General features: G+C 45.7%; 20 protein-coding genes. 17 read left to right on the forward strand and 3 right to left on the reverse strand.

Annotation, left to right across the window (positions count from 1 at the left end; genetic code table 11):
• The first annotated feature begins 107 nt into the window (after positions 1-107).
• Positions 108-965 carry a PRD domain-containing protein gene (locus NQ117_RS22655; RefSeq protein WP_258280294.1) on the forward strand — a complete coding sequence of 286 codons (858 nt, stop codon included), beginning with the start codon at positions 108-110 and terminating at the stop codon, positions 963-965.
• Positions 966-1,176: 211 nt separating this feature from the next.
• The gene (locus NQ117_RS22660; RefSeq protein ID WP_258280295.1) at positions 1,177-2,625 is read left to right on the forward strand and encodes a PTS transporter subunit EIIC; all 1,449 of its coding nucleotides are present in this window, start codon (positions 1,177-1,179) and stop codon (positions 2,623-2,625) included.
• 218 nt (positions 2,626-2,843) lie between these two features.
• On the opposite strand, the gene NQ117_RS22665 is transcribed toward NQ117_RS22660, so the two are convergent.
• Together NQ117_RS22665 and NQ117_RS22670 are read right to left on the reverse strand one after the other, a co-directional pair.
• Positions 2,844-4,169 carry a glutamate-1-semialdehyde 2,1-aminomutase gene (locus NQ117_RS22665; protein WP_258280296.1) on the reverse strand — a complete coding sequence of 442 codons (1,326 nt, stop codon included), beginning with the start codon at positions 4,167-4,169 and terminating at the stop codon, positions 2,844-2,846.
• A gap of 65 nt (positions 4,170-4,234) precedes the next feature.
• On the reverse strand, positions 4,235-5,257 hold the full coding sequence (locus NQ117_RS22670; RefSeq protein ID WP_258280297.1) for an LCP family protein: 1,023 nt from the start codon (positions 5,255-5,257) through the stop codon (positions 4,235-4,237).
• Between the two features lie 208 nt (positions 5,258-5,465).
• On the opposite strand from NQ117_RS22670, the gene NQ117_RS22675 reads away from it, so the two are divergent.
• The 11 genes from NQ117_RS22675 to NQ117_RS22725 all read left to right on the forward strand — a co-directional run bounded on the left by NQ117_RS22675 (position 5,466) and on the right by NQ117_RS22725 (position 18,436).
• On the forward strand, positions 5,466-6,491 hold the full coding sequence (locus NQ117_RS22675) for an ABC transporter ATP-binding protein (protein WP_258280298.1): 1,026 nt from the start codon (positions 5,466-5,468) through the stop codon (positions 6,489-6,491).
• A gap of 1 nt (position 6,492) precedes the next feature.
• The gene (locus NQ117_RS22680; RefSeq protein WP_258280299.1) at positions 6,493-7,290 is read left to right on the forward strand and encodes an ABC transporter permease; all 798 of its coding nucleotides are present in this window, start codon (positions 6,493-6,495) and stop codon (positions 7,288-7,290) included.
• Positions 7,291-7,293: 3 nt separating this feature from the next.
• Complete coding sequence (locus NQ117_RS22685) at positions 7,294-8,079, forward strand: ABC transporter permease (protein ID WP_258280300.1); 786 nt, start codon at positions 7,294-7,296, stop codon at positions 8,077-8,079.
• A gap of 206 nt (positions 8,080-8,285) precedes the next feature.
• Complete coding sequence (locus NQ117_RS22690; RefSeq protein WP_258280301.1) at positions 8,286-8,795, forward strand: DinB family protein; 510 nt, start codon at positions 8,286-8,288, stop codon at positions 8,793-8,795.
• Positions 8,796-8,885: 90 nt separating this feature from the next.
• Positions 8,886-9,353 carry a thioredoxin-dependent thiol peroxidase gene (bcp, locus tag NQ117_RS22695; RefSeq protein ID WP_258280302.1) on the forward strand — a complete coding sequence of 156 codons (468 nt, stop codon included), beginning with the start codon at positions 8,886-8,888 and terminating at the stop codon, positions 9,351-9,353.
• A 231-nt stretch (positions 9,354-9,584) separates the two neighbouring features.
• Positions 9,585-11,555 (forward strand): methyl-accepting chemotaxis protein, encoded by a 1,971-nt coding sequence (locus NQ117_RS22700; protein ID WP_258280303.1) that lies wholly within the window; start codon positions 9,585-9,587, stop codon positions 11,553-11,555.
• A gap of 313 nt (positions 11,556-11,868) precedes the next feature.
• Positions 11,869-13,833 carry a methyl-accepting chemotaxis protein gene (locus NQ117_RS22705; protein ID WP_258280304.1) on the forward strand — a complete coding sequence of 655 codons (1,965 nt, stop codon included), beginning with the start codon at positions 11,869-11,871 and terminating at the stop codon, positions 13,831-13,833.
• 170 nt (positions 13,834-14,003) lie between these two features.
• Positions 14,004-15,968 carry a methyl-accepting chemotaxis protein gene (locus NQ117_RS22710; RefSeq protein ID WP_258280305.1) on the forward strand — a complete coding sequence of 655 codons (1,965 nt, stop codon included), beginning with the start codon at positions 14,004-14,006 and terminating at the stop codon, positions 15,966-15,968.
• A 115-nt stretch (positions 15,969-16,083) separates the two neighbouring features.
• Entirely contained in the window at positions 16,084-16,350 is a 267-nt protein-coding gene (locus tag NQ117_RS22715) for a YqkE family protein (protein ID WP_258280306.1), read from the forward strand.
• Positions 16,351-16,583: 233 nt separating this feature from the next.
• Entirely contained in the window at positions 16,584-17,519 is a 936-nt protein-coding gene (locus NQ117_RS22720; RefSeq protein ID WP_258280307.1) for a bile acid:sodium symporter family protein, read from the forward strand.
• 41 nt (positions 17,520-17,560) lie between these two features.
• A complete protein-coding gene (locus NQ117_RS22725; RefSeq protein WP_258280308.1) occupies positions 17,561-18,436 on the forward strand; it encodes a GNAT family N-acetyltransferase in 876 nt (291 codons plus the stop codon).
• Between the two features lie 110 nt (positions 18,437-18,546).
• Here NQ117_RS22725 and modA read toward each other — a convergent pair whose 3' ends face one another.
• Positions 18,547-19,383: a molybdate ABC transporter substrate-binding protein gene (modA, locus tag NQ117_RS22730; protein ID WP_258280309.1), complete on the reverse strand. Its 837-nt coding sequence runs from the start codon at positions 19,381-19,383 to the stop codon at positions 18,547-18,549.
• 276 nt (positions 19,384-19,659) lie between these two features.
• On the opposite strand from modA, the gene NQ117_RS22735 reads away from it, so the two are divergent.
• From NQ117_RS22735 to NQ117_RS22750, 4 genes are all read left to right on the forward strand, one after another.
• Positions 19,660-20,952, forward strand: coding sequence for a polysaccharide deacetylase family protein (locus NQ117_RS22735; RefSeq protein WP_258280310.1), 1,293 nt, complete (start codon positions 19,660-19,662; stop codon positions 20,950-20,952).
• A 391-nt stretch (positions 20,953-21,343) separates the two neighbouring features.
• A complete protein-coding gene (locus tag NQ117_RS22740) occupies positions 21,344-22,516 on the forward strand; it encodes an AAA family ATPase (RefSeq protein ID WP_258280311.1) in 1,173 nt (390 codons plus the stop codon).
• Entirely contained in the window at positions 22,513-23,982 is a 1,470-nt protein-coding gene (locus NQ117_RS22745; protein ID WP_258280312.1) for a DUF58 domain-containing protein, read from the forward strand. Before NQ117_RS22740 ends, NQ117_RS22745 begins: the two co-directional genes overlap by 4 nt.
• On the forward strand, positions 23,963-26,175 hold a 2,213-nt coding region (locus NQ117_RS22750; protein WP_258280313.1), incomplete at its 3' end, for a transglutaminase-like domain-containing protein. The genes NQ117_RS22745 and NQ117_RS22750, both read left to right, overlap by 20 nt.

Here is a 26,175-nt window from a genome sequence, read left to right on the forward strand (position 1 = left end):
ATCGCATATCTTGATTGACAATTATCAAGGATTCTTCTAATATAATCATTAGATTGACCGCTGTAATGGCGAAAACGTTTTCAATCCGATGAGAAAGGAGTATACCGTTGTCCGACGAGCGTCGATTTGAAATCATACGCGCATTAAGCAACAATGTCGTGTTGGCGAACGATGTGTTGACGAACAAAGAGACTATTCTCATGGGCAAAGGGGTAGGATTCGGGGCTAAGCCCAACGGAATTCTAGCCGCTTCAGATGGTCGGATCGAGAAGACGTTTACGCTTGAAAGCCAGCAGCATTTATCCCAATATCAAATGTTACTGGATCAGATTGATCCTGAAGTCATCACCGTTTCGGAACGCATTATTTCCATGGTATCGGCGGAACTAACTCCGAATCTCAATGAGCATATTCACTTGGCACTGCCAAGTCATATCGAGTATGCTTTGTATCGCATTCGTCATGATATTGCGATAGAGAATCCGTTTCTATGGGAATTACAGACGTTGAATCCGAAGGAATTCGAGATTGCCGCACGAGCAGCTGAACTTATTGCGAACAGCTTTGGTATAGAAGTACCTGAAGATGAGATCGGTTTCTTAACGATACATATTCAGTCTGCCGCAGCGCATGTTCCAGTGGGGAATGTCGTGCAGTACAATCACCTGCTGAAAGATTTAGTTGCGCTTATCGAGCGCAGGCGAGGCGGGCCAATTCCGAAGGAAAGTGTTGACTATTTGCGCTTAATTACGCATCTTCGTTTTGCAATTGAGCGAATCAGGCAAGGCGAGCATTCTCCGAATCCGTTCCGTGATAAGCTGAAGGATATGGTGCCTCATGAATACTCGGTCGCGAGAGAGGCTGCAGACCTGATGGAGAATAAGCTCAACAAGCCAGTAACTGATGATGAGACAGCTTACATCGCGATGCACTTGTATCGTTTATTCAATAAAGAACTGGATTAACTTTAACCTTATACCATAAGCGTGTTACTAGTTCGACTAGGCATGAGCTTGCCATGAGACACATCCTTGATTTTCAAGGATGCGACTCGTCGCAAGTTCATGCCTTTTTGGTTTTTATCATCCTTAGCGGTGATGACAGGTAGGGAAGCGCGGAATATTGCTCCCGCCTTTTATCCATACTTAATATATCTTTTAAAGGGGGATACCTCTCATGTTAGCCTTTTTACAAAGAATAGGTCGCGCATTGATGCTTCCTGTGGCAACGCTTCCAGCGGCAGCAATTCTCATGAGGTTAGGTGCGATTGACTACGTCAACGAATTCAAGTTTGGTGAAACAGTCGGTGGATTTTTCAACAGCTATATCGCACCATTCATGGCTGCAGGTGGCGGTACGATCTTCGATCAGCTTCCACTTATCTTCGCGGTTGGTGTAGCGATCGGTCTTGCTGGGGATGCAGTTGCAGCATTGGCAGCAGTTATCGCGCATGCGATTCTTATGAAAGTGTTGGCCATTTCTCCGGGCATCTGGGCGTTCGTAGATGATTCTGTGAAGCTCGATATGGGTGTACTCGGTGGTATTTTGTCAGGTCTTGTAGCAGCAGGGTTGTATAAGAAATATCACAACATTAAGCTGCCAGATTGGTTAGGATTCTTCGGTGGTAAACGTTTTGTTCCGATGGTAACGGCAGCAGCAATCTTGCTTATTGGTATTCCATTGGGTATGATCTGGGGTCCAGTACAAGCGCAAATTGATGCAGTTGGTAACTGGATTACTGGATTGGGTGCAGCAGGTTCTGGTTTGTTCATTACGATTAACCGTTTGCTTATCCCTACAGGTTTGCACCATGTATGGAACAACATTCCTTGGTTCCAGCTTGGAACATGGGAAGTTGGCGGCGAAGTTTTCCGTGGAGACATTCAACGCTTCTTCCACGGTGATCCAACGGCGGGTATGTTCATGACAGGATTCTTCCCGATCATGATGTTCGCACTTCCTGGTGCGGCTTTGGCGATTATTCACACAGCGAAGCCTGAGAAACGTAAAATGGTTTCTTCTATCTTTATCGGTACGGCATTCGCTTCTTTCCTAACAGGTATTACTGAACCACTTGAGTTCGCATTTATGTTCGTAGCTCCATTCTTGTATGTCATTCATGCGATTTTAGCTGGTCTATCTGGCGTCATTACGTACATGTTGGGCATTAAGCATGGATTCGGCTTCTCGGCAGGATTTATTGACTATGGTTTGAACTTCGGATTAGCGACAAAACCATTGCTTATCATCCCAGTAGGTCTTGCTTACTTCGCGGTGTACTACCTCTTGTTCCGCTTCCTTATCGTGAAGATGAACTTGAAGACACCTGGACGTGAAGACGATGATGATGCTGCTGATAACTCTGCTGGTTCAACGAATGCAAGCTCTCCATTGTCGGAGAAGGCGCAGAAGGTGCTTGGCATGATCGGTGGTAAAGACAACATCGTTTCTAACGAAGCATGTATTACTCGTCTTCGCTTGACGTTGAAAGACGACCAAGTTGTAGATGAGGCTGGCTTAAAAGCTCTAGGTGCAGCAGGCATTATGAAGCTTGGTTCTGGTAACGTACAGATCGTATTCGGTACGCAATCTGAGCTTCTGAAGGAAGAGATTAATAAGCTTTAAGTTCGATGCTGAACGTGATTAGGGATTAGGCTCTCTACAAAATCAGCTTGAATATTGGAATAAAGGTTGCCCCAAAAGTCATTTTAAGACTTAGGGGCAACCTTTTTACTTTGTCCCCAAGGTGCTGTATAGGACGACGGGAATTGGATATGTACCAAAGAAAAAAAGGACCTCAATTCTCACGAATAAATCGGAGATGAGGTCCTTTGTAACATCTATTAACGCTGTTGTGCCATACGGCGGAAGCTCTCATGCGCTGCTTCAATGGTACGATCAATATCAGTCTCTGTATGCTCTGTCGTTAGGAACCAAGCTTCATACTTGGATGGAGCAAGGTAGAATCCTTGATCGAGCATATGGCGGAAGAACTGCGCGAACGCTTCTGTATCCGTATCCTGCGCCTCTTCGTAATTCGTGATCGGATGATCGCAGAAATGAGTGGAAAATGCACCGCTAATGCGATTGATCGTTAACGGAACACCATAACGTTTCGCACCTTCTTCAATACCAGCTGTCAAGCGAATTGCTAGCTCTTCCATACGAGGATAAACGCCTTCGCCTTGAAGTACTTCCAAGCAAGCGATTCCTGCTGAGATGGAAGCAGGGTTGCCTGCCATCGTTCCTGCCTGATAAGCAGGGCCGAGCGGTGCAACTTGCTCCATAATCTGCTTGCGTCCGCCGTACGCGCCAATCGGCAAGCCGCCGCCGATTACTTTTCCAAGTGCCGTCAAGTCAGGCTCAATAGCTGCCTGATTCGGGAAGGCACGGAATGTTTGCGTCGAGCCGTAGTGGAAGCGGAACGCACTTATCACTTCATCATAAATAACGAGCGAGCCATTGGCGCGTGTCATCTCGCATAGTCCTTCAAGGAAGCCTTCTGCTGGCATAACCATGCCGAAGTTGCCTACGATCGGTTCAACCATAACAGCGGCGATATCGTCGCCCCAACGTTCTAGAGCAAGCTTCAAGCTGTCCAAGTCATTGAACGGAACGGTAATGACTTCTTGTGCAATGCTTGCAGGAATACCTGCGCTGTCTGGGATGCCAAGTGTGGATGGGCCAGAGCCAGCTGCAACAAGCACAAGGTCAGAGTGGCCGTGGTAACAGCCAGCGAACTTGATGATTTTATTGCGGTTCGTATAAGCACGTGCAACACGAATCGTAGTCATAACCGCTTCGGTACCTGAGTTGACGAAGCGTACTTTATCCATCGAAGGAATTGCTTCTTTCAACATGCGTGCAAGTTGAATTTCTAGCTCAGTTGGCGCGCCGTACAGCGTGCCATTTTGTGCTGCACGCGTAATGGCTTCCGTTACATGCGGATGGGCATGTCCGGTTATAATAGGGCCGTATGCGGCAAGATAATCCACATATTGATTGCCGTCCACATCCCAGAAATAAGCGCCTTGTGCGCGCTTCATAAATACAGGTGCTCCGCCGCCTACTGCTTTGAAAGAGCGAGACGGGCTGTTAACGCCGCCTACGATATGCTGTAACGCTTCTTCATAGAGTTCAGATGAGCGTGTTCTATTTTGGTGTGTCATATATATCATCTCCTTGATTTGTCATGATGGTGTTCATTGGTGAAATGTCGTTCTCTCTGACACGCTCAAGGGCTGCCAGGTTTCGTTTCTGTACTTGTCTCTGCATTTGATTCTGCTCCAGACCCAGACTCAGCTGAACCTTCGAGGATTTGCTTCACGTATGTTGGTACGTCATACCCTTGCCGCAGATCAATGACTGAGCTGGAGCCAATCTTTCTGTCGTATATCATATCTTGCCTAGGAACTTGATGCGTAGCTCCTACCTGCGTATCCAATGCCAATGACCCAAGCTTCAGCATATCGCTAACTTCTAAGTTCGTGTCAATGTAAGGTGAAATACTTTCAATGACCTGGGGCAGCTTCATGATCGACCATACGGACTTCATCTTAGTTGCGACTGCTACCATTAGATCGCGCTGACGCTGTGTTCGCGAGAAGTCGGACATCGCATCATTCCGAAAGCGAACATATTGCAGTGCACTTTTGCCATCAAGCGTTTGCAGTCCCTTTTTTAAATTGATATCATACTCGGGTCCATCTGCTCTGCTTCGGTATTTCATATCCTTCTCTACGTTGAATTCAATGCCGCCAAGCTCATCAATTAGCGAGATAAAGCCTTGAAAATCGGTATAAATATAGTATTGGATATGTAGACCTGTATAATCACCTATCGCCTTCATGGCCAATTCCGGACCGCCTAATGCAAGTGCGGCATTCGCTCGATTGTCACCATGTCCGGGAATCGGAATGTACATATCCCGCAGCAAGGAAATTAGTGTACCTTGTTTTGTAATCGGGTCAATGGAGGCGATAAGCATCGTATCTGATCGGGGGACTTCGCCCGTTTCCGCTCCGCGAGAGTCAGCTCCAAGCAGTAGGATATTGACTCGTTCTGTGCCTTCCCATATTGGTGGTGAATAGACGGGCTCAGCAGGATCTGTAGGTCTAGGCAGCAAGCTGCTGTCAGGCGGTTTATTTAGACCATCCAAGCTGCGATAGAGCGACCATGTGTATAAGCTCGCAGTTGCAAGGATGAGAATGAGTACCCCGAGCAGGATCCATTTCCACTTTTGTTTCAACCATGTCATTTCATTTCGTCCTTTCTGCGATCGGAGAAAGAGAGTCTGTTCATGGTGAATTCCGATATGAAGTTGTGTCTGTTGCTTGTTATCATTATAGGGCGAATCTCAGGCCTTATCAATGAATGTGCTCACAGCCGAACCTTCATGTCTTCCCTGACAAGCCCAGTTGCGTTACACTGTTAAAGGTTAAGTAGAAAGGTGGTTGTTTCAACGAATGAATGCAATCGAAGTAGACAAACTGCGCAAGACATTTAAAGTGCAGCGCAATCGCGAAGGTATGAAGGGTGCCATGCTGGACCTGTTCAAACGTGAATATAACGAGGTTATGGCCGTTAAAGATATTTCATTTACAATTCCTCAAGGCGAGATCTGTGGTTACATTGGCGAGAATGGTGCTGGCAAGTCAACGACGATTAAAATGCTAACAGGAATTCTCGTGCCTACTTCGGGTCATCTCAAGGTAGGCGGCTATGTGCCCTATGCAGAACGCGAGAAGTTCGTTCAGCATATCGGTGTCGTATTTGGGCAGCGGAGTCAGCTGTGGTGGGATATCGGAGTCATTGAGTCGTTCCGCTTGCTGCGTAAGGTGTATCGAGTAGGGGAGCAGGATTTTAAGCTCCGTTTGGATGAGTTGGTGGAGCGTCTTCAGCTGCAGGATTTGCTCAATCGTCCTGTACGAAAATTAAGCTTAGGGCAGCGGATGCGCTGCGAGCTTGTTGCTTCTTTGCTTCATCAACCGTCGATCCTGTTTCTAGATGAACCTACAATCGGACTCGACATCGTCGTGAAGTCGGAAATTCGTGAATTCCTGCTTAAACTGAATAAAGAGCATGGTACGACGATTTTGCTAACGACACATGATCTACAGGATATCGAAGCGCTTTGTTCGCGCGTCGTCATGCTAGATGACGGAAATATTATTTACGACGGCAGCCTTGATCATCTGAAAATGACATGGGGTAAAGGCCGTGAAGTGAAGTTCCAGTTCGCAGAACAAGTATCCGAGGAGAAGCTTAGTGTCTTAACAGCGGGGCTTCCTGTAGTCTTACAAATTGAGTCTGACTATGAAGCGAGTGTTATCGTTCCACAAGATACGAATGTATCGGATGTGATCGCAAGGGTTGCGAGTGGTACTTCCATCTCGGACTTGAGCATCGAAGAGACGAATACGGACGATATCGTACGCGAGATTTATCGTACAGGCAATGCGGAGCAGCCAACTAAGCAAGGGGTATCTTAACATGAGAAATAGCGCTTATTTGGATTTGATACGCATGCGCTTCCTCATGATGCTTGCGTATCGTGTGAATTATTATTCGGGTATTTTAATCTACACGCTTAACATTGGAGTGTACTACTTTACATGGCAGGCGATATACGGTTCGCAGCAGATGCTGGCTGGCTTTACGGTCGAGCAGATGACAACATATATTGCGGTATCATGGATGGCACGCGCCTTTTATTTCAACAATCTCGATCAAGAAATATCACGGGAAATACGGGATGGCAGTGTTGCGATCCAGTTTATTCGTCCGTACAACTATATTCTAGTCAAGATGATGCAGGGATTCGGGGAAGGTATTTTCCGATTGCTGCTGTTTATGGGGCCGGGGATGATCTTGGCATGTATTCTGTTCCCTGTGCAGCTGCCGACGGATCCGAAGCTATGGCTTGTATTTGCATGGATGTTATTTATGAGTTTCCTTATTAACTCGCAGATTAATATTATTACGGGGCTTAGTGCTTTCTTTATCGAAAATAATCAAGGGATGATGCGTTTGAAGCGGGTTATCGTCGACTTATTCTCTGGCGTAATCGTGCCAATCTCTTTCTTCCCAGGCTGGCTCATTACGTTAAATGAATGGCTGCCGTTCCAAGCGATCACCTATCTTCCAAGCTCCGTATTTACAGGGCGTGTACCGGATGAAGAACTGCTCGGTGTACTGGCGGTTCAATTGATATGGTTCGCAGTGCTGAGCGTACCTATTATGCTGCTGTGGCGTGCAGCGCGTCAGCGCTTGTTCGTGCAAGGGGGATAACGAATGTATTATGTGGGGCTTGTCTTAGAGTATTTAAAAAACTATGCCAAAACTCGACTTACCTATCGGGCAGACTTCTGGATTGAGGTCATTTCGGATTTGATGTTTCAAGTTACGAACTTAATCTTTATCTTCGTTGTGTTTATGCACACGCCGACCTTAGCAGGATGGACACGAGATGAGATGGTGTTTGTATATGGATACTTTATGATACCGTACGGTATTTTCAGCTGTTTCTTCAATATGTGGGGATTTAGTGAGCGTTATATTGTCAAAGGAGAAATGGACCGTGTATTAACACGTCCTGCGCACAATCTGTTCCAGATCCTTTTGGAAAACGTCGATCCTCCATCTATTATTGGTTCCTTTGTTGGATCGGCACTAATGATCAGCGCTGGCTCACAGCTAGGTATTGATTTTGGCATGTTGGATATTCTTCTGCTGATAGTTATGATTATCGGGTCCGTTCTTATTTACTTCGGTATTTACACGGCTCTAACGTCTATTTCGTTCTACTCAGATGCGCCGACAGGCATTTTGCCGCTTGTATGGAACATTCAAAACTATGGACGGTATCCACTTACGATCTATAATCGCTTTATTCAAGTGCTGTTGACATGGATTCTTCCATTTGCCTTTGTGGGCATTGTTCCTGCATCTCGTTTCTTGGAAGATAAGGGGATGGAGCAAATGGCGTTGTTAACACCTGTCGTCGGCATCATAGCTTTTACAATTGGATTAACGATGTGGAACGTTGGTGTGAAACGATATCGCGGGGCAGGTTCTTAGGTCGGTTGAGAATTGGTTAGCCTAGGCTAGTTGTTAATTCTCAGCGATGGAACGCGTATCGATTTGTACAATAGAATAGGCTAGCATATTTCAGTAGCCATATACGATTTCCATCCATTATAATAAAGTTCCATTACAACGGGTCAGACAGCGGAAATGCTGCCTGACCCGTTTTTTTATATGTCTACAATTGTGGAGGGATATGAATGAAGCATCTTGCAGAGGGCATGTACGACTATAACGTTTGGGCTAATGAGAAGACCTTGAATCATCTGCTGACCTTACCAGAAGGAGTAGTGCGGCAAGAGATACAAAGTATATTTAAAACGTTACATGATGCGGTTGTTCATATTTGTGTTGTGGATGAGGTGTGGATGACTGCCTTATCAGGTGAGTTTAACGCAGAAATGAAAGTAGATTTCGAATCGAAAATAAGGGAAATATCACAGCTTTCACTCGAAGAACTCCAGCAGCGGTATGCGAATGTAGCTGCACAGTATCGTATTCATGTGGGGGCGTTGCAGGATTTAGATGAGACTCGTGTGTACACCCATCCTGCTTTTCCTACTTTAACAGCTTCTTACGCGGAAATTGTTATGCATGTAGTCAATCATGCTACTTATCACCGTGGAAATATAACCGCGATGCTCCGACAGTTAGGGCACAAAGGTACACCGACTGACTATGCGTACTACTTAATTGAAATCAGACCTTAAAGCAATACTTTCTGCTAATGATTTGTCGCTATTGATTCAGCGTGATAAGCTAAGGTTATATGATGGTAAAAGGACAAGAGGTGTATCACAATGACAGAACAAGCTCAATTGGGGCAGCAAATAGACTTTACACTTCCGGCGTCGAACGGAGAGCAAGTAAGTTTGAAGGACTATCGCGGTAAGAAGGTCGTTATTTACTTTTATCCGAAAGATATGACACCTGGCTGCACGCAGGAATCTTGTGATTTCCGTGATTATCATGGCAGCTTTGAAAAGTACAATACGGTTGTGATTGGCATCAGCCCTGATGATCTGAAATCCCACAACAAATTTATTGCGAAGCATGAATTGCCATTCTTGCTGTTGTCGGATACGGATCAGACGGTAGCTGAACAATTTGGCGTCTGGCAGTTGAAGAAAATGTACGGTCGCGAGTACTATGGTATCGTTCGTTCTACTTTTTTAGTAGATGAAGAAGGCAGACTTGTGCGCGAATGGCGCAATGTCAAAGTAAGCGGACACACGCAGGATGTGTTGGAAGCAGTACAGACAGCATAAGTGTAAGCGAGCAGTTTAACTGCATTTGATTCGTGAAAAAGGTCGAGTAAGGGTTAGTATATGATCCCGCACTCGGCCATTTTCTTTGTGGTCAGTGTCGTTTATTTTGAAAAAAGTATTTTGGCAGAAAAAGGTTTTCGGAAATTGCGATGAAACTCTACTTCATTTACATTCATTTTCCGATAATTAATCAGGAGAGATCGAAAGAAAACGACATCCTAGGGGGTCCATATGAATATTTTCTCATCTGTAAAAGTGCGATTGATCATTTCATTCGCATTTATTTTGCTTGTTCCAAGTATCGTAATTGGAGTGATTTCCTATAATAGCGCGAGCTCGATCGTGAAGAAGGAAATGGAGACAGCTATTGCTCAAAATATTAAGCTGTTGAATGATCAGATTGATGGGACGATTGATGAAAGTGATGCAAACATCAAATATCTATCCAACATTATTAAAGCTAAAGGCGATAACGGAGCAGACAATTCGCCTGTTCGTGAATTGTTGAATGAATTCCAGGAGCTGCATCCAAACTTAGCGAGTACATTCGTCGGTACGACGGACGGCGTTATGATTCAGTCTCCTAAAATGAAACTGGCTGAAAATTATGACCCAAGAAATAGCGCTTGGTATAAAGAATCGATGACTAACAAAGGCAAAGTCGTTATTACGAGTCCTCGTATGACGGACTCAACTAACGAAATGGTCGTAACAATCGCACGTTCTCTGGAGGATGGTTCAGGAGCAGTTGCGATGAATCTAAAGCTTAAGCATCTTATGAACATCGCACAAGATGTGAAAATTGGCCATGAAGGCTACATTATTATGTTAAGTAAAGACAAACAAATTATGGTGCATCCAACCCGAAAGCTAGGCTCGAACGTAAGTGAAGAGAAGACATGGGTTGATCCGATGTATAAGGATAAGCAAGGGATGTTTACGTATGAGTTTGAGGGGGATTCCAAGGAAATGGGCTTCCTCACCAATGAAAAGACGGGCTGGAAAGTTGCAGGCACGATGTATTCCGAGGAATATGGTAACGCATCGCAGCCAATCATGAACACAACGATCATTGTTGTTGCTATAGCTGTTGCAATAGGAACGGCTATCGTATTTTTCATTATTCGTTCTATTCTTAATCCACTTAACCGTCTAAGAGGCGTTGCTCATGCCGTAAGTGGTGGCAATTTGCAGGTACGCTTAAATGCTTCGTCGAAGGATGAGTTTGGTGAACTGAGCCGCAGCTTCGATGCAATGACGGATTCATTGCGTTCTGTCTTAAATGAAGTGAGTGACGCTTCGCTACATTTGTCATCCTCATCTCAAGAGTTGGCAGCTGCTTCTGAGCAGTCTGCGCAAGCTTCTCAATATACAGCTGAAAGTATGACAGAGTTAGCGGCAGGATCCGAGCAGCAAGTAAATCAGATGAATCAAGCTGATACGATTGTTGGAGAGTTGGCTGTAGGTGCTCGTCAAATTGCAAATAGCTCGCAATCTGTCGCAGAAGCAGCGACGCTTTCTTCAGATGTAGTTGTGGAAGGAAGTCGCTCTATTAAGCAGGCGGTTCAGCAAATGGAATCGATTAATAGCAGTGTAACTCAGTTAGGCCAATCCATGAGCGGATTAAGCGAGCAAGCACGCAGTATTGATAATATTGTGACAGCCATTACTGGTATTGCTGGCCAGACCAACTTGTTGGCGCTTAATGCTTCTATTGAAGCAGCACGTGCGGGTGAGCATGGCCGAGGATTTGCAGTAGTAGCAAGCGAGGTTCGTAAATTAGCGGAGCAGTCTTCATTGATGGCCCAGCAAATTGCGGAGACGATCCAGCATATACAGGCTGAAATGCTGAAGTCTGCACAAAATACAGAGACAAGTGCTGCTGAGGTTAAGCTGGGCATTAAAGTCATTCATGAAGCGGGATCTGCGTTCCAACGTATGGAGAGCGCGGTACAAGTGGTAGCTACACAAATTCAAGAAGTATCTGCATCTTCTGAACAAATGGCTGCTGGTACGGATGAGATGAGCGGCTATATCAATGAAATGAAAGCTGTGACGGAACAAGCTGCGGATCATACGAAAGACGTATCGGCAACAGCAGAGCAGCAGTTGGCTTCCATGCAGCAAATCAGTTCGTCGGCTGAAGAGCTGTCACGAATGGCGGAACGGTTAGGTGTCGTCATCTCGAAATTCAAGCTATAATCTGTAATTTTATAAAATGTAATAATAAATTCGTAAAAAGCTGCCTTTTGTCATGAAAATGCTGAGGCGGCTTTTTTAGTCATTTCGATCCATCTTTCAGCAATTTTATCGGAAATTATGACAACATATTCGAGTCTAAACTATAATATAAGTGTTACATAATTTTTAAAAAAATTCGTGCATAAGGTAGATTTAACGTCGCGAGGTGAGTACATGGGCAGATCGAAATAGGGTGTCCAACGATTGAGCAGGGGGAGCAAGGTTAGGCTGTAAGTTGTTAAAGAGTATATAACTTCATGAGGTGGGGGACTACATGAAAACCAAATGGTCAGTACGTACACGTCTTATTTTGGCTTTTGCAATTATTTTAATCATTCCAAGTTTGTCTATTGGACTATTTTCCTATAACCAGGCTAAAGCAATCGTGCAGAATGAAATTGTCGATGCTGCTGGTGAGAATGTGATGCTGCTTAATGACAAGGTCACTTCATTGATAGAAGATGGAATGAGTGATGTTCAATTTCTTGCGAGGCTTGTTCAGGCGAATGGAGACAAGGGAGAAGAAGGTTCGCCTACTAGGAAGCTAGTTAATCACTACCAAGCGCAGCATTCAGATCTCGTGAGTACGTTCGTAGGTACGAAAGATGGAGTTATGATTCAGGAGCCTAAGCTCAAATTGGCCCCGGACTATGATCCGAGAAAGCGTGATTGGTATAAGCAAGCGATGGAAAACAAGGGGCAAACCATTGTTTCTCCACCTTATCATACGGCTTCAGCAGGGGCGGAAGTTATTACCGTATCACGTATGACTGATGATGGTTCTGGCGTCGTGGCGATGAATATGAACTTGAAAAGCATCGTAGAGATGACGAAGCAGATGCATATTGGCGAACAGGGATATGTAACCATTTTGGATAGAACACACAAATACGTAGCCCATCCAACGCAGAAGCTAGGCTTCGAATCTAAGGAAGATTGGATAGATGAGCTGTACAGTAAAGAATCGGGAAGTATCAGCTATATATTTGAAGGACAACAGAAAGACATGATTTATACGACGAATGAACTTACTGGTTGGAAAATACTCGGGACGATGTATACCAAGGAGTACGAGGAAGCATCAGTACCTATTTTTCAGACGGCTGTTATTGTTATCGCTATCTCCATCCTGCTAGGATCAGCTGTCGTATTCGTCATCGTTCGTTCGATCACGAATCCTTTGAAGCGACTTATACAGTCTGCGCAATTGATTAGTGATGGCGACTTGACTGTACGTATTAATGCTCAGTCTAAGGATGAACTTGGCAAGTTGAGCGACAGCTTTGATACGATGACAGAGTCGTTGCGCACCGTGCTGCATGAAGTGTCTGACACATCGATGCACTTGGCTTCTTCCTCGCAGGAGCTCGCGGCTGCTTCTGAGCAATCTGCACAAGCTGCTCAGTACACAGCTGATAGTATGGGGCAGTTGGCTGAAGGATCGGACAGTCAGGTGGCGAGCATGGATGCTGCAGAGATGATTGTGCAGGAAATTACAGTTGGAGCTAGGCAGATTGCAAGCAGTTCCAATACGGTTAGCCAAGCGGCTATCCAGTCGTCAGAAGTGGTTGGCAGCGGCAATCATTCCATCCAGCGAGCGATTAAGCAGATGGAGTCGATCAATAGCAGTGTTGGCGAGCTGGGACAGTCGATGAGAGGTCTAAGAGAGCAGGCGCGAAGCATTGACGATATCGTTAAGGCGATTACAGCGATTGCGGGACAGACTAATCTATTGGCATTGAATGCTTCTATTGAGGCGGCTCGCGCTGGTGAGCATGGCAAAGGGTTTGCTGTTGTAGCAAGTGAAGTGCGCAAGCTGGCAGAGCAATCTTCTGCGATGGCACAACAAATTGCGGAGACGATTCATCACATTCAATCCGAGATGGAGAAGTCGGCATCTAATTCCGAGCAAAGTGCAGCAGAGGTCGCACTTGGTATTGATGTCATTCAGGAAGCGGGATCAGCATTTGAAGAAATTGAGCAAGCTGCCCAAATCGTGTCGACCCAGATTCAAGAAGTATCCGCAGCTGCTCAGCAGATGTCTGCGAGCACGGAAGTGATGGCGGAGAATATGCAGTCCATTAAGGCAGTTACCATACAAATGGCAGACGGCACACAAAGTGTATCTGCAACGACAGAAGAGCAGTTGGCTTCCATGCAGGAAATTAGCAACTCAGCGGAGGAACTGTCCAGTATGGCAGAGCGTCTGGAGTCATTGATTGCTAAGTTTAAGCTATAGTCTATTTCACACATTGAGCCTGTTTATATAGTATCGATCGGTAAGAGGAAAGGCCCATTAAATCTTCAATGGGCCTTTTTGTTGTTAATATTTATGTATCGATTTTCGAGCTCAAAATGCCGATAAGTAAAAGACATAGAATAAACATTTTGTTACAAGGTGGGAACAATATGAAGTGGAAATTGTCCGTGCGGGCGCGCCTAATTTTAGCGTTTGTATTGATATTGTTAGTGCCGAGTTTGTCGATTGGCATGTTTTCGTACGATACAGCTAAAGGTATTGTACAAGAAGAAATATACTCTGCAACGGAAGCTAGTGTAATGCTGTTGGATGATAAAATAAGCGGGATGGTTTCCGACAGCAAGAGCAATGTTGAATTTTTAGCTGGATCTGTGTTGGATTTAGTAGAGAAAGGTCAAGATCATTCTGAAATATTTGACCTGTTAAATCGATTCCAGTTCACACATCCTGAACTAGCTTCTACGTTCATCGGTACGAAGGAAGGTGCTATGATTCAGGCACCGAAGTTTAAGACGGACGTAGGCTTTGATCCAAGGGAGCGTAATTGGTATACACTCGCGATGGAAAAGAAGGGGGATGTCGTCACTACTCCTCCATATCGCGATGCTCTAACAGGCAAAGAAGTCGTTACGATTTCCCGCGCTATCGATAACGGTAGTGGCGTAGTTGCTGTAGATTTAGATCTAAAGAAATTGATGGCGATGACGAGTCAGGTAAGGGTCGGAACGGATGGATACATCATTATTCTCGACCAGACTCGTAAATATGTCGTGCATCCTACATTGCCATTAGGTAGTGATTCGAAGGAAGTATGGATGGATGAAATATACAGCCAAATATCCGGCCGTCATCATTATGTATTGAACGGCGAGCCAAAAGATATGGCTTATACGACGAATGAAGAGACGGGCTGGAAAATTGCCGGAATGATGCTAACGGAGGAGTATGGAGAAGCGTCACAGCCTATTTTCCAAACGACGTTCATTATTGTTTCTTTAGCTGTCGTTATTGGTGCTGTCGTTATCTACTTTATTATTCGCTCTATTTTCAACCCATTGCAGCGATTAATGAGAGCGGCTAATCGAGTGAGCAAAGGCGACTTGACTGTGAAAATTGACTCTCGTGCGAGCGATGAATTCGGTAAACTAAGCTACAGCTTTGATACGATGACCAATTCATTGCGCAGTGTCATTAATGAAGTATCAGACACCTCGATGCACTTGTCTTCCTCTTCGCAAGAGCTTGCGGCTGCTTCTGAGCAATCCGCTCAGGCATCTCAATATACAGCGGAGAGCATGAACCAGTTGGCAGTGGGTTCGGAAACGCAAGTATCGAATATGAATGAAGCAGAGGGAATTGTTCAAGAAATTACCGTTGGTGCGAAGCAAATCGCTAGCAGCTCGCAGACGGTGAGTCACGCAGCACTTGACTCGTCTGACATCGTAGAAGAGGGGAATCGCTCGATTCAGCGTGCGATCCAGCAGATGGAATCGATTAATAGCAGTGTGAGCGGTATGGGTCACTCCATGAAAGGCCTTAGCGATGAAACGAATAAGATCAATGATATCGTTAAAGCCATTACAGGAATTGCAGAACAAACGAATTTATTGGCACTGAATGCTTCCATCGAGGCGGCTCGTGCTGGTGAACATGGCAGAGGCTTTGCCGTTGTTGCAAGTGAAGTGCGCAAGCTTGCCGAGCAATCTTCGACGATGGCGAAGGAAATTGCAGGGACGATTCAGCATATTCAGTCTGAGATGCAGAAGTCGGTTCGCAATTCAGAGCACAGCGTAGCTGAAGTATCCCGCGGTATTGAAGTTATCCACGAGGCAGGAGCTGCCTTTGAACGTATTGAGCAAGCTGCGCAAATTGTGGTGACACAAATTCAGGAAGTATCCGCTTCGGCTCAGCAGATGTCTGTAGGTACAGAAGAAATGTCCGGCTACATGCAAGAAGTGAAGTCCGTTACATTGAAGATGGCAGATGGTACGCAGACCGTATCTGCTACAACAGAAGAGCAGTTGGCTTCCATGCAGGAGATTAGCAATTCAGCAGAAGAATTGTCCCGCATGGCTGAGCGTTTAGAGGAGAGTATTGCGAAGTTCAAGCTGTAACGACGATGTCATGGCAGCCGCTTAATCGCAAAAAGTATGTGGCTTCGTTACATCCATTCAGTTCACCTGCTCCGTTATCCTTGTTATAATAGAAGGAGAAACCGAGGTGAATAGGATGGCTAAGAAAAGAAAACAACAACCAACGCCTTCTTCCAACCTATCCGCGGATAAGCCAGCTACGTTGAAAGACTTATTGAGTGCGGATGTGCTAAGCAAACTGAAGGCGCAAACCGAAGATTTGAAGACGGCTGAAGCTGAACGAAGAGAAGCAGAGCGCAAGAAGGAAGAAGAAGTACGCAAGGCGGAACAGAAACGTCTTGATAATGATTTTGAATATTTATTAAACAATGACAAGAATGATTGGCGTAAATATAAATCTTAATTCATTTACGCTTCATTAACGCAAACAATGGATAGAGTCCCGCGAGGCAGCATGCCCTCGATTCTCTATCCATTGTTTTTTTATTTATCCCTTTTATTGTACGCAGGCTTCAACCTAAGCTCTATATTCTACTTCCTATTGGTTTAATTTTCATATTTTTATGTGGTAAATACCTAAATTAGGATATATAATGTGTTTTACATAAAAACATATGTACATATACGGAGGACATCATGGAGAAACTAGGACAATTTGTAGGAAGAACATTTGCGATTTGGGTTATGATCGCAGCGTGCTTGGCATTCATGTGGCCGGACTTATTTAAATGGATCGGTGCATACATTACACCATTGCTCGGTATCATTATGTTCGGTATGGGGCTAACAGTATCGTTAGGGGATTTCAAGGAGGTCCTCCGCCGGCCTATAGCGGTTATTATCGGGGTTGTCGGTCAATTTCTTATTATGCCGTCGCTTGCTTTCTTGCTTGCAAAGGGGCTTCAACTTCCACCTGAAATTGCAGTAGGTGTTATTCTCGTTGGCTGCTGCCCTGGGGGCACTGCATCCAACGTTATGACTTATATGGCCAAGGGAGACGTGCCATTATCCGTAACGGTTACATCAATTACGACTGTGCTAGCACCTATCGTTACACCAGCACTTATTTTATTTTTAGCTAGTGAATGGGTTCCTGTCGATGCTTCGGCATTGCTATGGTCTATCATGCAGATCGTAATCATCCCAATTGTACTGGGTATCATTTTCAAGACATTGCTTAAGAAGCCTGCACAAGCAGGAGTGAAAGCTTTACCGCTTGTCTCTACCGTTGCAATTGTAGCAATCGTAGCGGCAGTAGTAGCGGGCAGCCAGCAGAAAATTGCAGAAACAGGGCTCGTTATTTTTGCTGTCGTTATTCTTCATAACTGCTTAGGACTGCTGTTAGGTTATTTGTTTGCGAAGCTATTCAAGTTGGATCTTGCAGCACGCAAAGCAGTCTCCATTGAGGTGGGGATGCAGAACTCGGGCTTGGGGGCAGCTATTGCCACAGCTCATTTCTCTCCACTCGCTGCTGTGCCAAGTGCGATATTCAGCGTGTGGCATAATATCTCCGGCCCAATCGTGGCGATGATTTACAGTCGAATGGAGTCCAAGTTGGAGATGAAGAAATAAAACGACCAGTTCAACCTTTTTTTAAAATAGGGGGCTAAGACATGGTGCAATTTCGAAATATGAATACATCCGATGTAGAGCACGTATCTCGTTTTATTTCCATGCTGAATCAAAGTGAGGAGTCGCATATAGGCTATTGCGGTACAGATCATGAAGAAATCGCGCATTCTTTATTAGAGGATGTAACCGATGTTTCATATAGTGAAAGTTTCGTTCTTGCTTATGAAGATGATAAATTAATCGGTGTGTTAGGCTTTGATGCGGATTTAGACCATCATTGCGCTGAAATATGGGGGCCGTTTGTGAACACGGACAGATGGGATCTGGTTGATACGTTGTGGAGTAAGATGGTCGAACAGCTTCCTAAAGAAATAAATGCGCTAAGCATGTTCCCGAATAAAAAGAATGTTCCTGTCATTCAACTAGCCGAACGTTTAGCTTTTCAAAAAACGAGTGAACAAGCCGTTCTTAAGTTTCAACGTGCGGATTGTGGCAAGTTAATAGAAGGTGGAGCTACGGAATTAACGGAATCCTATTATTCTGAAATGATTCAGCTGCACGATCATGAATTTCCGGGCACCTATTACAGCGGTCAACAAATCATAGAGCGTCTAAATGAACATAGAAAAGTGTTTGTAATCAAGAATGGAATGGATTTATCGGGGTATATTTATGTTGAAGCTGAGCCAGAGTTTGGCGAAGCTAACATCGAATTTTTCGCAGTGACTGAATCTGAGCGTGGGAAAGGAATTGGCGGCCGCTTATTGACTGCTGCATTAACTTGGTTGTTTGCCTTCGATACGATTGAATCGATTACGCTTTGTGTAAATGCAAGCAATGATAAAGCTATTCAGCTGTACAAAAAGGTCGGTTTCCAGCACGTCCATGACTTATGTTGTCTCGATAAAGAACAATAACATTATTCGGTAAATACCCAAAAGGGTTCTGCATCATTGGTATGACCAATGGGCGGAACCCTTTTTTTATCCGTGAACTCATTTTCATATCGTACAAACTTTTCTCAAGCTTAAGCGTTATTTAATTCACCTGCCATTTTGAATCCATAACGCTTGAAAATTTGCTGCGCCTCAGGTTGTTGAACATATTCCACCCATAGCTGAGCAGCTTCTGCATTACGTGTCTGCTGAATGATGCCAATCGGATATATGATCGGGTCATGATGTTTTGGGTTCACAAAATGAACGATTTTGGAGTTTTTCGCACCTAGCGCATCCGTACGATAAACAAAGCCAGCATCGACATTGCCGGTATCTACGTACGAGAGCACTTGGCGAACATCTTTTGTGAAAACCGCTTTATCTTTAATGTCACTCCAAAAATATAAGCGTTGTAATGTTTGTTCCGTGTACATGCCTGCGGAATCAGACTTAGGGTCACCGAGCGCAATGCGCTCCATTTCGGCTGAAGTTAATTTCTCCAAACTTGACCAAGTTTGTTTGTTCGTTGTGTTTACGATAACAACAAGCTCGTTGCTTAACAAATCTCGCTGCTGATCGTCAGCGACGAATCCGGACTTAATTAGACTGTTCATTTGCTTATTGCTAGCAGGCATAAATATATCAGTTGCTACGCCTTGTTCGATCTGTTTCTGCAAAGCTCCTGAAGCTCCGAAATTGAACTGTACGTTTACATGCGGATATTTTCGCTCGAAGCTGTCTTTAATCTCGACTAGCACGGTTTGCAAGCTAGCTTCTGCCGATACGACTAATGTCCCCTGTGCAGGTTCGTTGTCACTAGACGGTGTTGAGGGTAACAGATTGCAGGAATGCAGCAATAACACAGGCAGTAATAGATATGCGATTAGCGCGCGAAATTTGCTGCGCTTCAGAATCGATTCCTTCATTCGTTTATTTCCTCACTCATCCTTAATCATAGTAAATTCGAATTGATGCCCAAGCATATCCATTTTATTATAGAAGGATCGGCTCATACTTTCAATTTAAGAAGTATAGATAGAATGGAATTATTAAATATGGCTTGCAAATACATACAAACAAAGCTGCTTCTATTTATCTCTGAAACCGTCATGAAACCTAGCAATCTATCATAAACTGAACTACACATTTTTATCCATTCATTGGAATCAGATTCACCACTGAACTGAAGGAGGACGTTAATCATGAAAGTTTTTGAGAGAAGGGAACGATACATGGTAAGCAAGAGATGGTCAAATACAATAGGCAAGCTGCTTGTACTTATATTGGCTGTTGTGTTCGTCTTTGGTACAGGGATCAATCCTACTATTGCTGCCAAGGAGCCTGTTCCTTCTTCGAGCAAAGTGGTCTATTTAACATTTGATGACGGTCCTAGCAAGCACACGGCTGATGTATTGGATATATTGCAGAAAGAGAAAATTAAAGCCACATTTTTCGTCCTAGGCAAGCAAGTAAAGGAGCATCCGGAGCTGTTGAAGAGAATAGATGCAGAAGGGCACGCGATCGGCAATCATTCCTATAATCATGCGTATAAAAAGCTGTACAGCGACTTCCGTCATTTCTGGCAGCAAATCCGAGATACAGGTCAAGCGATCAAAGAGGTAGTTGGTTATGAGCCTCGTCTCGTTCGTGCTCCAGGAGGCACGTATTTGAATTTCGACCGGCAGTATTTTCAGTTGTTAGGTCAAGCTGGTTATATCGTACACGATTGGCATGTAGACAGTGGAGATTCCAAACGATCAGGTGTTCCAAAAAGCGAAATTATGAAGTCGATTCGAGCCGGGGCGAGATTGCCGCATACGGTTGTGCTTATGCATGATAGTGCAGGGCATGGTGAGACGGTTAAGGCACTGCCGGATATTATTAAATTTTATCGTGATAAAGGTTATACGTTCGAGGTAATGACTCCAGATTTGGAGCCCGTTCAATTCAAAGTATCATCACGCAAGCGGTGGGAACGTAAAGCTGTTACACAGGCTTGGATCGATCAGCATGTAAAGGCAGTAGATGTACGAGGAGAAAAACAGCCTGAACGCCAAGCAGAACAGCGACCTGGGAAGCAACCTAGAAAACAGCCAGAGAAACAAGTTGTGCAGCAAAAGGATCGTTCGATGCGCTTCAAGGCAACAACAGAAGTAGGGATGCTCAATCTGCAGCCAGGGCAGTACAAACGTATACAACAAAATACTTATATTCCTGCGCGTATATTGAGTACTCATTTAGATGGAGAAATTATCGTTACTGATGATTCAGCTCCAATTGAGCTTCAATTTAAACGAGGAACTATTACCGTGAATCGGGCCACAGGGGCTGCTTTTTGGCAAGTAGATGAGAGCGAACGTGAGCACTTAATTTGGAAAGGGATCGAAGAAGATGGGGTGCTGTGGGTGCCGCTTCGTCCAGTTCTAGACACGATAGGCATTCCATTGCTAAAGCATGAGTTCATTCCTCTGGAATTGGGGAAGATTGACGCTTAAGCTTAGCCGTAATCAATGGAACTTCATTACGTATAAATGACATCCAAACCTAAAACCTTCTATTTCACAAACAAGAGACAGCAGCTGATAGGAAACGCTTAGAAATAAGCCTTTTCTCAGTTTGCAGTGCTTCCTGTGATGTAGAAGGTTTTTTGCCATTTTCATCTTCTACATCCTCTAGTCTAGCTGTCTATTTGTTTACAATTCATAGAATTGGGCGAGACTGAGACTAGTAAGCTAGCAGGGTAGCAGGCTAGTAGGTATGTCTAATCAATATCCATAGATACATGGAGTTATTGGCGTTGGCATTTGCAGTCAAGAGCAAGGAATTGGTTCTATTCATCATCGTCGGACAGAATGCTCCACAAGTAGGAATGGAGGTATCGCTGTAATGATAGATTGTTATGAAGATATAAAGGACAAACCGAACTGGACGTCCAGCTTTGTTAAACATGATTTTCCACAGCTGCTGGAACAGCTCCAGCAGATTGTAGTTGGCAAGCCGGAGGTGTTTCGGCTTGCTTGTATTACGATGCTGTGTGGCGGGCATTTGCTGCTGGAAGGTGCTCCAGGTGTAGGAAAGACGCTGTTTGCGCGCACATTAGCGCAAGTCACTGCTGCTGATTATCGTCGCTTGCAGATGACGCCTGATATGCTGCCAGCAGATGTAACCGGAAGCATGGTGTTTGACCCAAATGGAGGCGAGCTGCGTTATAGCGGAAGTCCATTGGAGGCTCATATTGTGCTTGCGGATGAGCTGAATCGAGCTTCAACACGTACGCAAGCAGCTTTGCTAGAGGCGATGGAGGAAGGGACTATTTCGATCGATGGTGTTACACGCAAACTGCCAGAGCCATTTATGCTTATTGCGACCCAAAATCCGTTATCGTTCGAAGGCACGTACCGCTTGTTGGAAGCAGAATTGGACCGCTTCCTGATGAGATTGACGATTGAATATCCGGATCCGGAGATGGAATCCAATATGCTCATTCAGCAGTTGGCGTATGAAGGCTGCACGCGAAGAGTGCGCGCTGTCTTAACGCCAAATGAGTGGCTTTTGATACGGAAGCGAATCCGCAATCAGCATGTGGATGCGGCCATTTGTCGCTATATCGTGGAGTTGGTACAGGCGACGCGCAGCCACGCCGAGGTACGGCTTGGCGTAAGTCCGCGCGGCTCGGCAGCGTTGCTGCGCGCGAGCCAAGCGGAAGCGTTTCTGCACGGACGGGACTATGTGATACCCGCGGACGTGCAGGCCGTGGCCGTGCCGGTGCTGGCGCATCGGCTGCAGCTCCGAGGTGGGGAGGATGCCGCTGAGCGGCAGGCATCCATGATCCAGGAGCTGCTGCGGTGCACACCGGTGCCGACATTCGGCCACAAGCTGCCGCGTACGCATGCGAGTGCGGGCGGGAGCGGCAGCCAAGGGGGCCGCAAGGCGCGCAAAGCAGCTAAGCTGCTCCGACGCCCGGCCTATACAGGCAGTGGCATGCCTGAGCAGCTGCCTGCGATGCTGCGCAAGCAGCGCCGAGCCAACCATTCGTGGCTCGGGGGTCTGTTCCGATGAAGCCGCAGCTGTTGCAGCTTCGCTCGGAGCGTTCAAAGCAGCAGGATCGTCACCAGCAGCTTCGCCTAAAGCAGCCTCCGCCTCGCCTGAAGCGGTCGATGCCGAATCCGCTTCAGGCAATCGGAACAGACCTAGGCGCTGAATGGCTGCGCCCAACAGCAGCAGGACTGCTAGCGCTTGTCCTGCTCATATGGGGCATAGCTGAGCGACATGGAGCGCTCAGCTTCATGGGAGCAGCGCTGCTCGGCTATTGGCTCTTCGCCGCGTGCAGCTGCCTGACCGCACCGCTGCGGCATATTCAAGCTGCCACAACGCGATGCGGTCGCAAGATCGGTCCTGTCGAGACAGAACTCGTCTGGACAACAACGATTACATCGCGGTCACGGCTGCCGCGAATTTGGCTGCAAGTGACAGAGGTGTGGCTGCGGGTAGACGAGCAAGGTGAGGTGCTGGACCAGTTGTCCTCCACCCGTATGCTCTACCCTGGCAGCCAGCGCCGCCTTACCTGCAAGATGAGCTTGCCTGCCGTGACACTGGGCATTTATCGCCATGGAGGAACGCATATCGCAACAGGAGATCTGCTTGGATGGTGGCGCAGGGGGCGATTGATTCCCCCTTCCGAGCAGGTATCAGATATACAGCTTAGAAAGCATTCTGACTCCACATCAGAACCTCATGCAGTCGGCCAAAAGACTATTGAAATAAGTCACGCCATTGTCGTTCCTTCTGCTGCTCAATGGGATAGCAATGACGGTTTGCAGCAGCTTCTTGTGCAAATGCTGCGGCAGCGAAATCCTTCACAAGGAATGATGGTTTCCATGGAGCTTCGTCCCTATCAGAAGGGGGATGCATGGCGCTCCATTCAGTGGCGGAACTATGCAAAGAGTCGTCAACTAGTTGTGCGGCCTCATCAAGCAGAGGAAGAGAACGACATGATTATATTGTTCGATGATAGTTCAGTGCAGGGGAATCAATTAAGCAAAGATGCCTTTGCAGCGTTAATAGACACAACAATAGAGTGGGTATGGAGACTAGAAAAGAGCGGATATCGTGGGCGAATACAGCTATTTCGAACATTAACGGAAACGTGGATACGTGGCTATGAATCGATCATCTTTCATCTTGCAGCGGGTAGAAGGCTAGGGGAAGAAGGGACAAGCATAGGATATACAGTTCAGTCACCATCAGAAGCGCAGCAATATATTTCTGCTCAATCATCCGTAATCGTCATTAGTCCTTATGACGCAACCTCACGATTGGCATCGATTCAGTCTCATTATCAGATATCCAGCATTCCATGTTGGATCCAAGCCTCGACCCATCCGAAGAAACCTGTACCGGATCTGGAACCAAAGTTGGAATCACAGACAGTAGCAACGGCACAGCACTCGTCAGAACGAATGTCTATAGGGAGTCCGTTAAATAAACATGCGGGAGGAAGCGACGATGTTACACTTCACAACTGAACGACAACCGTTATCGTCTCTCGCAAATGAAGATCGGAAAGCATCAATGGAAGCCAAAGATGTATCTATCAGCAACAAAACAACTCCCTTCCATACCGGCATGCAGCAAACGGAATCAACTAATAACCGTTCTACAAGGTTTATACATTGGTGGAGCTGGCTAGGCTGCAACTTGCTGTTGATGGGATTGTTTGTAGAATGGCTGCTTCCTTTCTATCATTCACCCTATTTAAGGATGTCCGTTCCTTTAGGCACATGGCTAATACCTGTAGGTGCAGCTCTGATAATAGGTCAATGCTGTTCTTCCAAATGGTTAAAAGGTGGATTTGTATGTTCAACCGTTCTGCTGGTCAGCGCATGGACGAGTTTAGAGAATGAAACATGGTTAGGAAGCGTAGTTTCCATGCCGTGGCAGCTTGTAGACACGATTCAAGCTTGGACTGTGGATCTAGAAGGAATGGCGATAAACCTTCTAAAAGGGGATGACTACCGCTATTCAGATGTAGGTGAGCTCGCGGTAATTTTGGTTTTTATTATGCTGTTAAGCTTACTCGTTCAATCGTTGATGACTTCATCTTATTCTGTCAGTTTGTTTAGTTCGGCAACACTTGTATATTTGCTGCTGATGGAAAAAGTCATGGGCCTAGACACAGGGGATGGTCTTGTTCGTGCATTCATATGGACGATAATTGCCGTCTCTTGGCTGCAATTGCAGCGTCAGCGTGAGGAAAGTAATCAGTACTCGGCGGCATGGCCTGCTCGTTGGTGGCTGGCTACGATGTGGTTGGCTGTTGTATTAGTCATGAGTTACACACTATGGGCGATGACTTTTGCTAGTAGAAGTCCTACTGTGTGGCCTGCACTTGAGTCATGGGTACAAGAAAAATTCGAGAAGCTGATAGACAATGGTGATCGATTGCAAGGGCAGGCCAACAAAGATGGCCGATCCATTGCTACGGTTGGAGTGACCGGATACGGACAGGATGATCGTCAGCTTGGGATGCCAATTCAGATGAACAAAGCAGTGTTGTTTCGTGCAACTACTCCTCAGCCAACTTATTGGCGTGCAGAATCTAAACAATTGTATACAGGGCAAGGCTGGGACGCTAGAGATGATTTGGAGCAAACAGAGAGTGTTCGAACGGCATTACTGAATAACAGCAGTCCGTCCAACCTAATGGCAAACGCATGGTCAGAACCATTTGAACAGCATTTGCGCTTTGAACAGTTTCCTGCAGGGATGCCTTTGCTGCACGGTGGCCGGCTCATTCAAGCTAAATCGAGTGGTGATCAGCCTGAGTTAGTCAAAATTGGTGATACAAAAGCATTGGCCTATACTGTCGAAGTAAGTCATTTTATCGGTACACCAGCGTTGTTGGCAGGATTAACAGATACTGATGACCCGGAAGAAGTGAAGCGTAAATATACAGAGCTTCCAGAGAACTTGCCAAATAGAGTGGCGGAACTTACAGCGAAACTGATAGCAGGCGCTTCTAACCGATATGAACGTGTTGAGCGTGTTCAACGCTACTTGCTGGAGAATTACGTCTATACAACGGAAGCCACATCTGTTCCAGAGGAGGAAAGCGACTTTGTCGACCACTTCTTATTTGAACAGCGGCAAGGTTACTGTGTACATTTCTCCACGGCGATGGCAGTTATGCTGCGGACACAGGGCATTCCTACTCGATGGGTCAAAGGTTTTGCACCAGGAGAGCAAGCAGCAGATGGCACCTATACGGTTCGTCATTCAGATGCACATGCATGGGTGGAAGTATATATGCCAGAAGTGGGGTGGGTACCATTTGATCCAACCCCCGCGAGAGGTATTGTTCCGGATGCGGAGCAGGCAGTGGCGATTCCAGCAAGAGCAGACGTTATTCAAGGTGAAAATGGATCGTACGAGCTGAATGCGCAGTTATACAATGAAGCGCTCGGAGGTACTGCAATGACAGTAGATACGATACTGACAAATATTCATAAGTGGATTCATCCACTTATGAAATCCGTTTTTTCAGCGGCAAAAGCGGGTGGGGAGAGGCTACTAACGACGACTTCTTCCATCTGGAAGCAGCTGCTGATAGAAATTGAAGCTTGGCAGCACCAAGCATTTTGGACAGCGTGGCCATCAACGATAATGATATTTTGGCAGACGGATGGTTGGGTACGACTGTGGTTGGCTTATCCTATATC

Origin of the sequence: Paenibacillus sp. SC116 (genome assembly GCF_024733555.1) — a bacterium.
In the GTDB taxonomy this organism is placed as follows: domain Bacteria; phylum Bacillota; class Bacilli; order Paenibacillales; family Paenibacillaceae; genus Paenibacillus_B.

Coding starts and splice junctions, on each gene's coding strand:
- NQ117_RS22660 (WP_258280295.1), top strand. CDS start 1,177: ATGTTAGCCTTTTTACAAAGAATAGGTCGCGCATTGATGCTTCCTGTG.
- NQ117_RS22665 (WP_258280296.1), bottom strand. CDS start 4,169: ATGACACACCAAAATAGAACACGCTCATCTGAACTCTATGAAGAAGCG.
- NQ117_RS22670 (WP_258280297.1), bottom strand. CDS start 5,257: ATGACATGGTTGAAACAAAAGTGGAAATGGATCCTGCTCGGGGTACTC.
- NQ117_RS22675 (WP_258280298.1), top strand. CDS start 5,466: ATGAATGCAATCGAAGTAGACAAACTGCGCAAGACATTTAAAGTGCAG.
- NQ117_RS22680 (WP_258280299.1), top strand. CDS start 6,493: ATGAGAAATAGCGCTTATTTGGATTTGATACGCATGCGCTTCCTCATG.
- NQ117_RS22685 (WP_258280300.1), top strand. CDS start 7,294: ATGTATTATGTGGGGCTTGTCTTAGAGTATTTAAAAAACTATGCCAAA.
- NQ117_RS22690 (WP_258280301.1), top strand. CDS start 8,286: ATGAAGCATCTTGCAGAGGGCATGTACGACTATAACGTTTGGGCTAAT.
- bcp (WP_258280302.1), top strand. CDS start 8,886: ATGACAGAACAAGCTCAATTGGGGCAGCAAATAGACTTTACACTTCCG.
- NQ117_RS22700 (WP_258280303.1), top strand. CDS start 9,585: ATGAATATTTTCTCATCTGTAAAAGTGCGATTGATCATTTCATTCGCA.
- NQ117_RS22705 (WP_258280304.1), top strand. CDS start 11,869: ATGAAAACCAAATGGTCAGTACGTACACGTCTTATTTTGGCTTTTGCA.
- NQ117_RS22710 (WP_258280305.1), top strand. CDS start 14,004: ATGAAGTGGAAATTGTCCGTGCGGGCGCGCCTAATTTTAGCGTTTGTA.
- NQ117_RS22715 (WP_258280306.1), top strand. CDS start 16,084: ATGGCTAAGAAAAGAAAACAACAACCAACGCCTTCTTCCAACCTATCC.
- NQ117_RS22720 (WP_258280307.1), top strand. CDS start 16,584: ATGGAGAAACTAGGACAATTTGTAGGAAGAACATTTGCGATTTGGGTT.
- NQ117_RS22725 (WP_258280308.1), top strand. CDS start 17,561: ATGGTGCAATTTCGAAATATGAATACATCCGATGTAGAGCACGTATCT.
- modA (WP_258280309.1), bottom strand. CDS start 19,383: ATGAAGGAATCGATTCTGAAGCGCAGCAAATTTCGCGCGCTAATCGCA.
- NQ117_RS22735 (WP_258280310.1), top strand. CDS start 19,660: ATGAAAGTTTTTGAGAGAAGGGAACGATACATGGTAAGCAAGAGATGG.
- NQ117_RS22740 (WP_258280311.1), top strand. CDS start 21,344: ATGATAGATTGTTATGAAGATATAAAGGACAAACCGAACTGGACGTCC.
- NQ117_RS22745 (WP_258280312.1), top strand. CDS start 22,513: ATGAAGCCGCAGCTGTTGCAGCTTCGCTCGGAGCGTTCAAAGCAGCAG.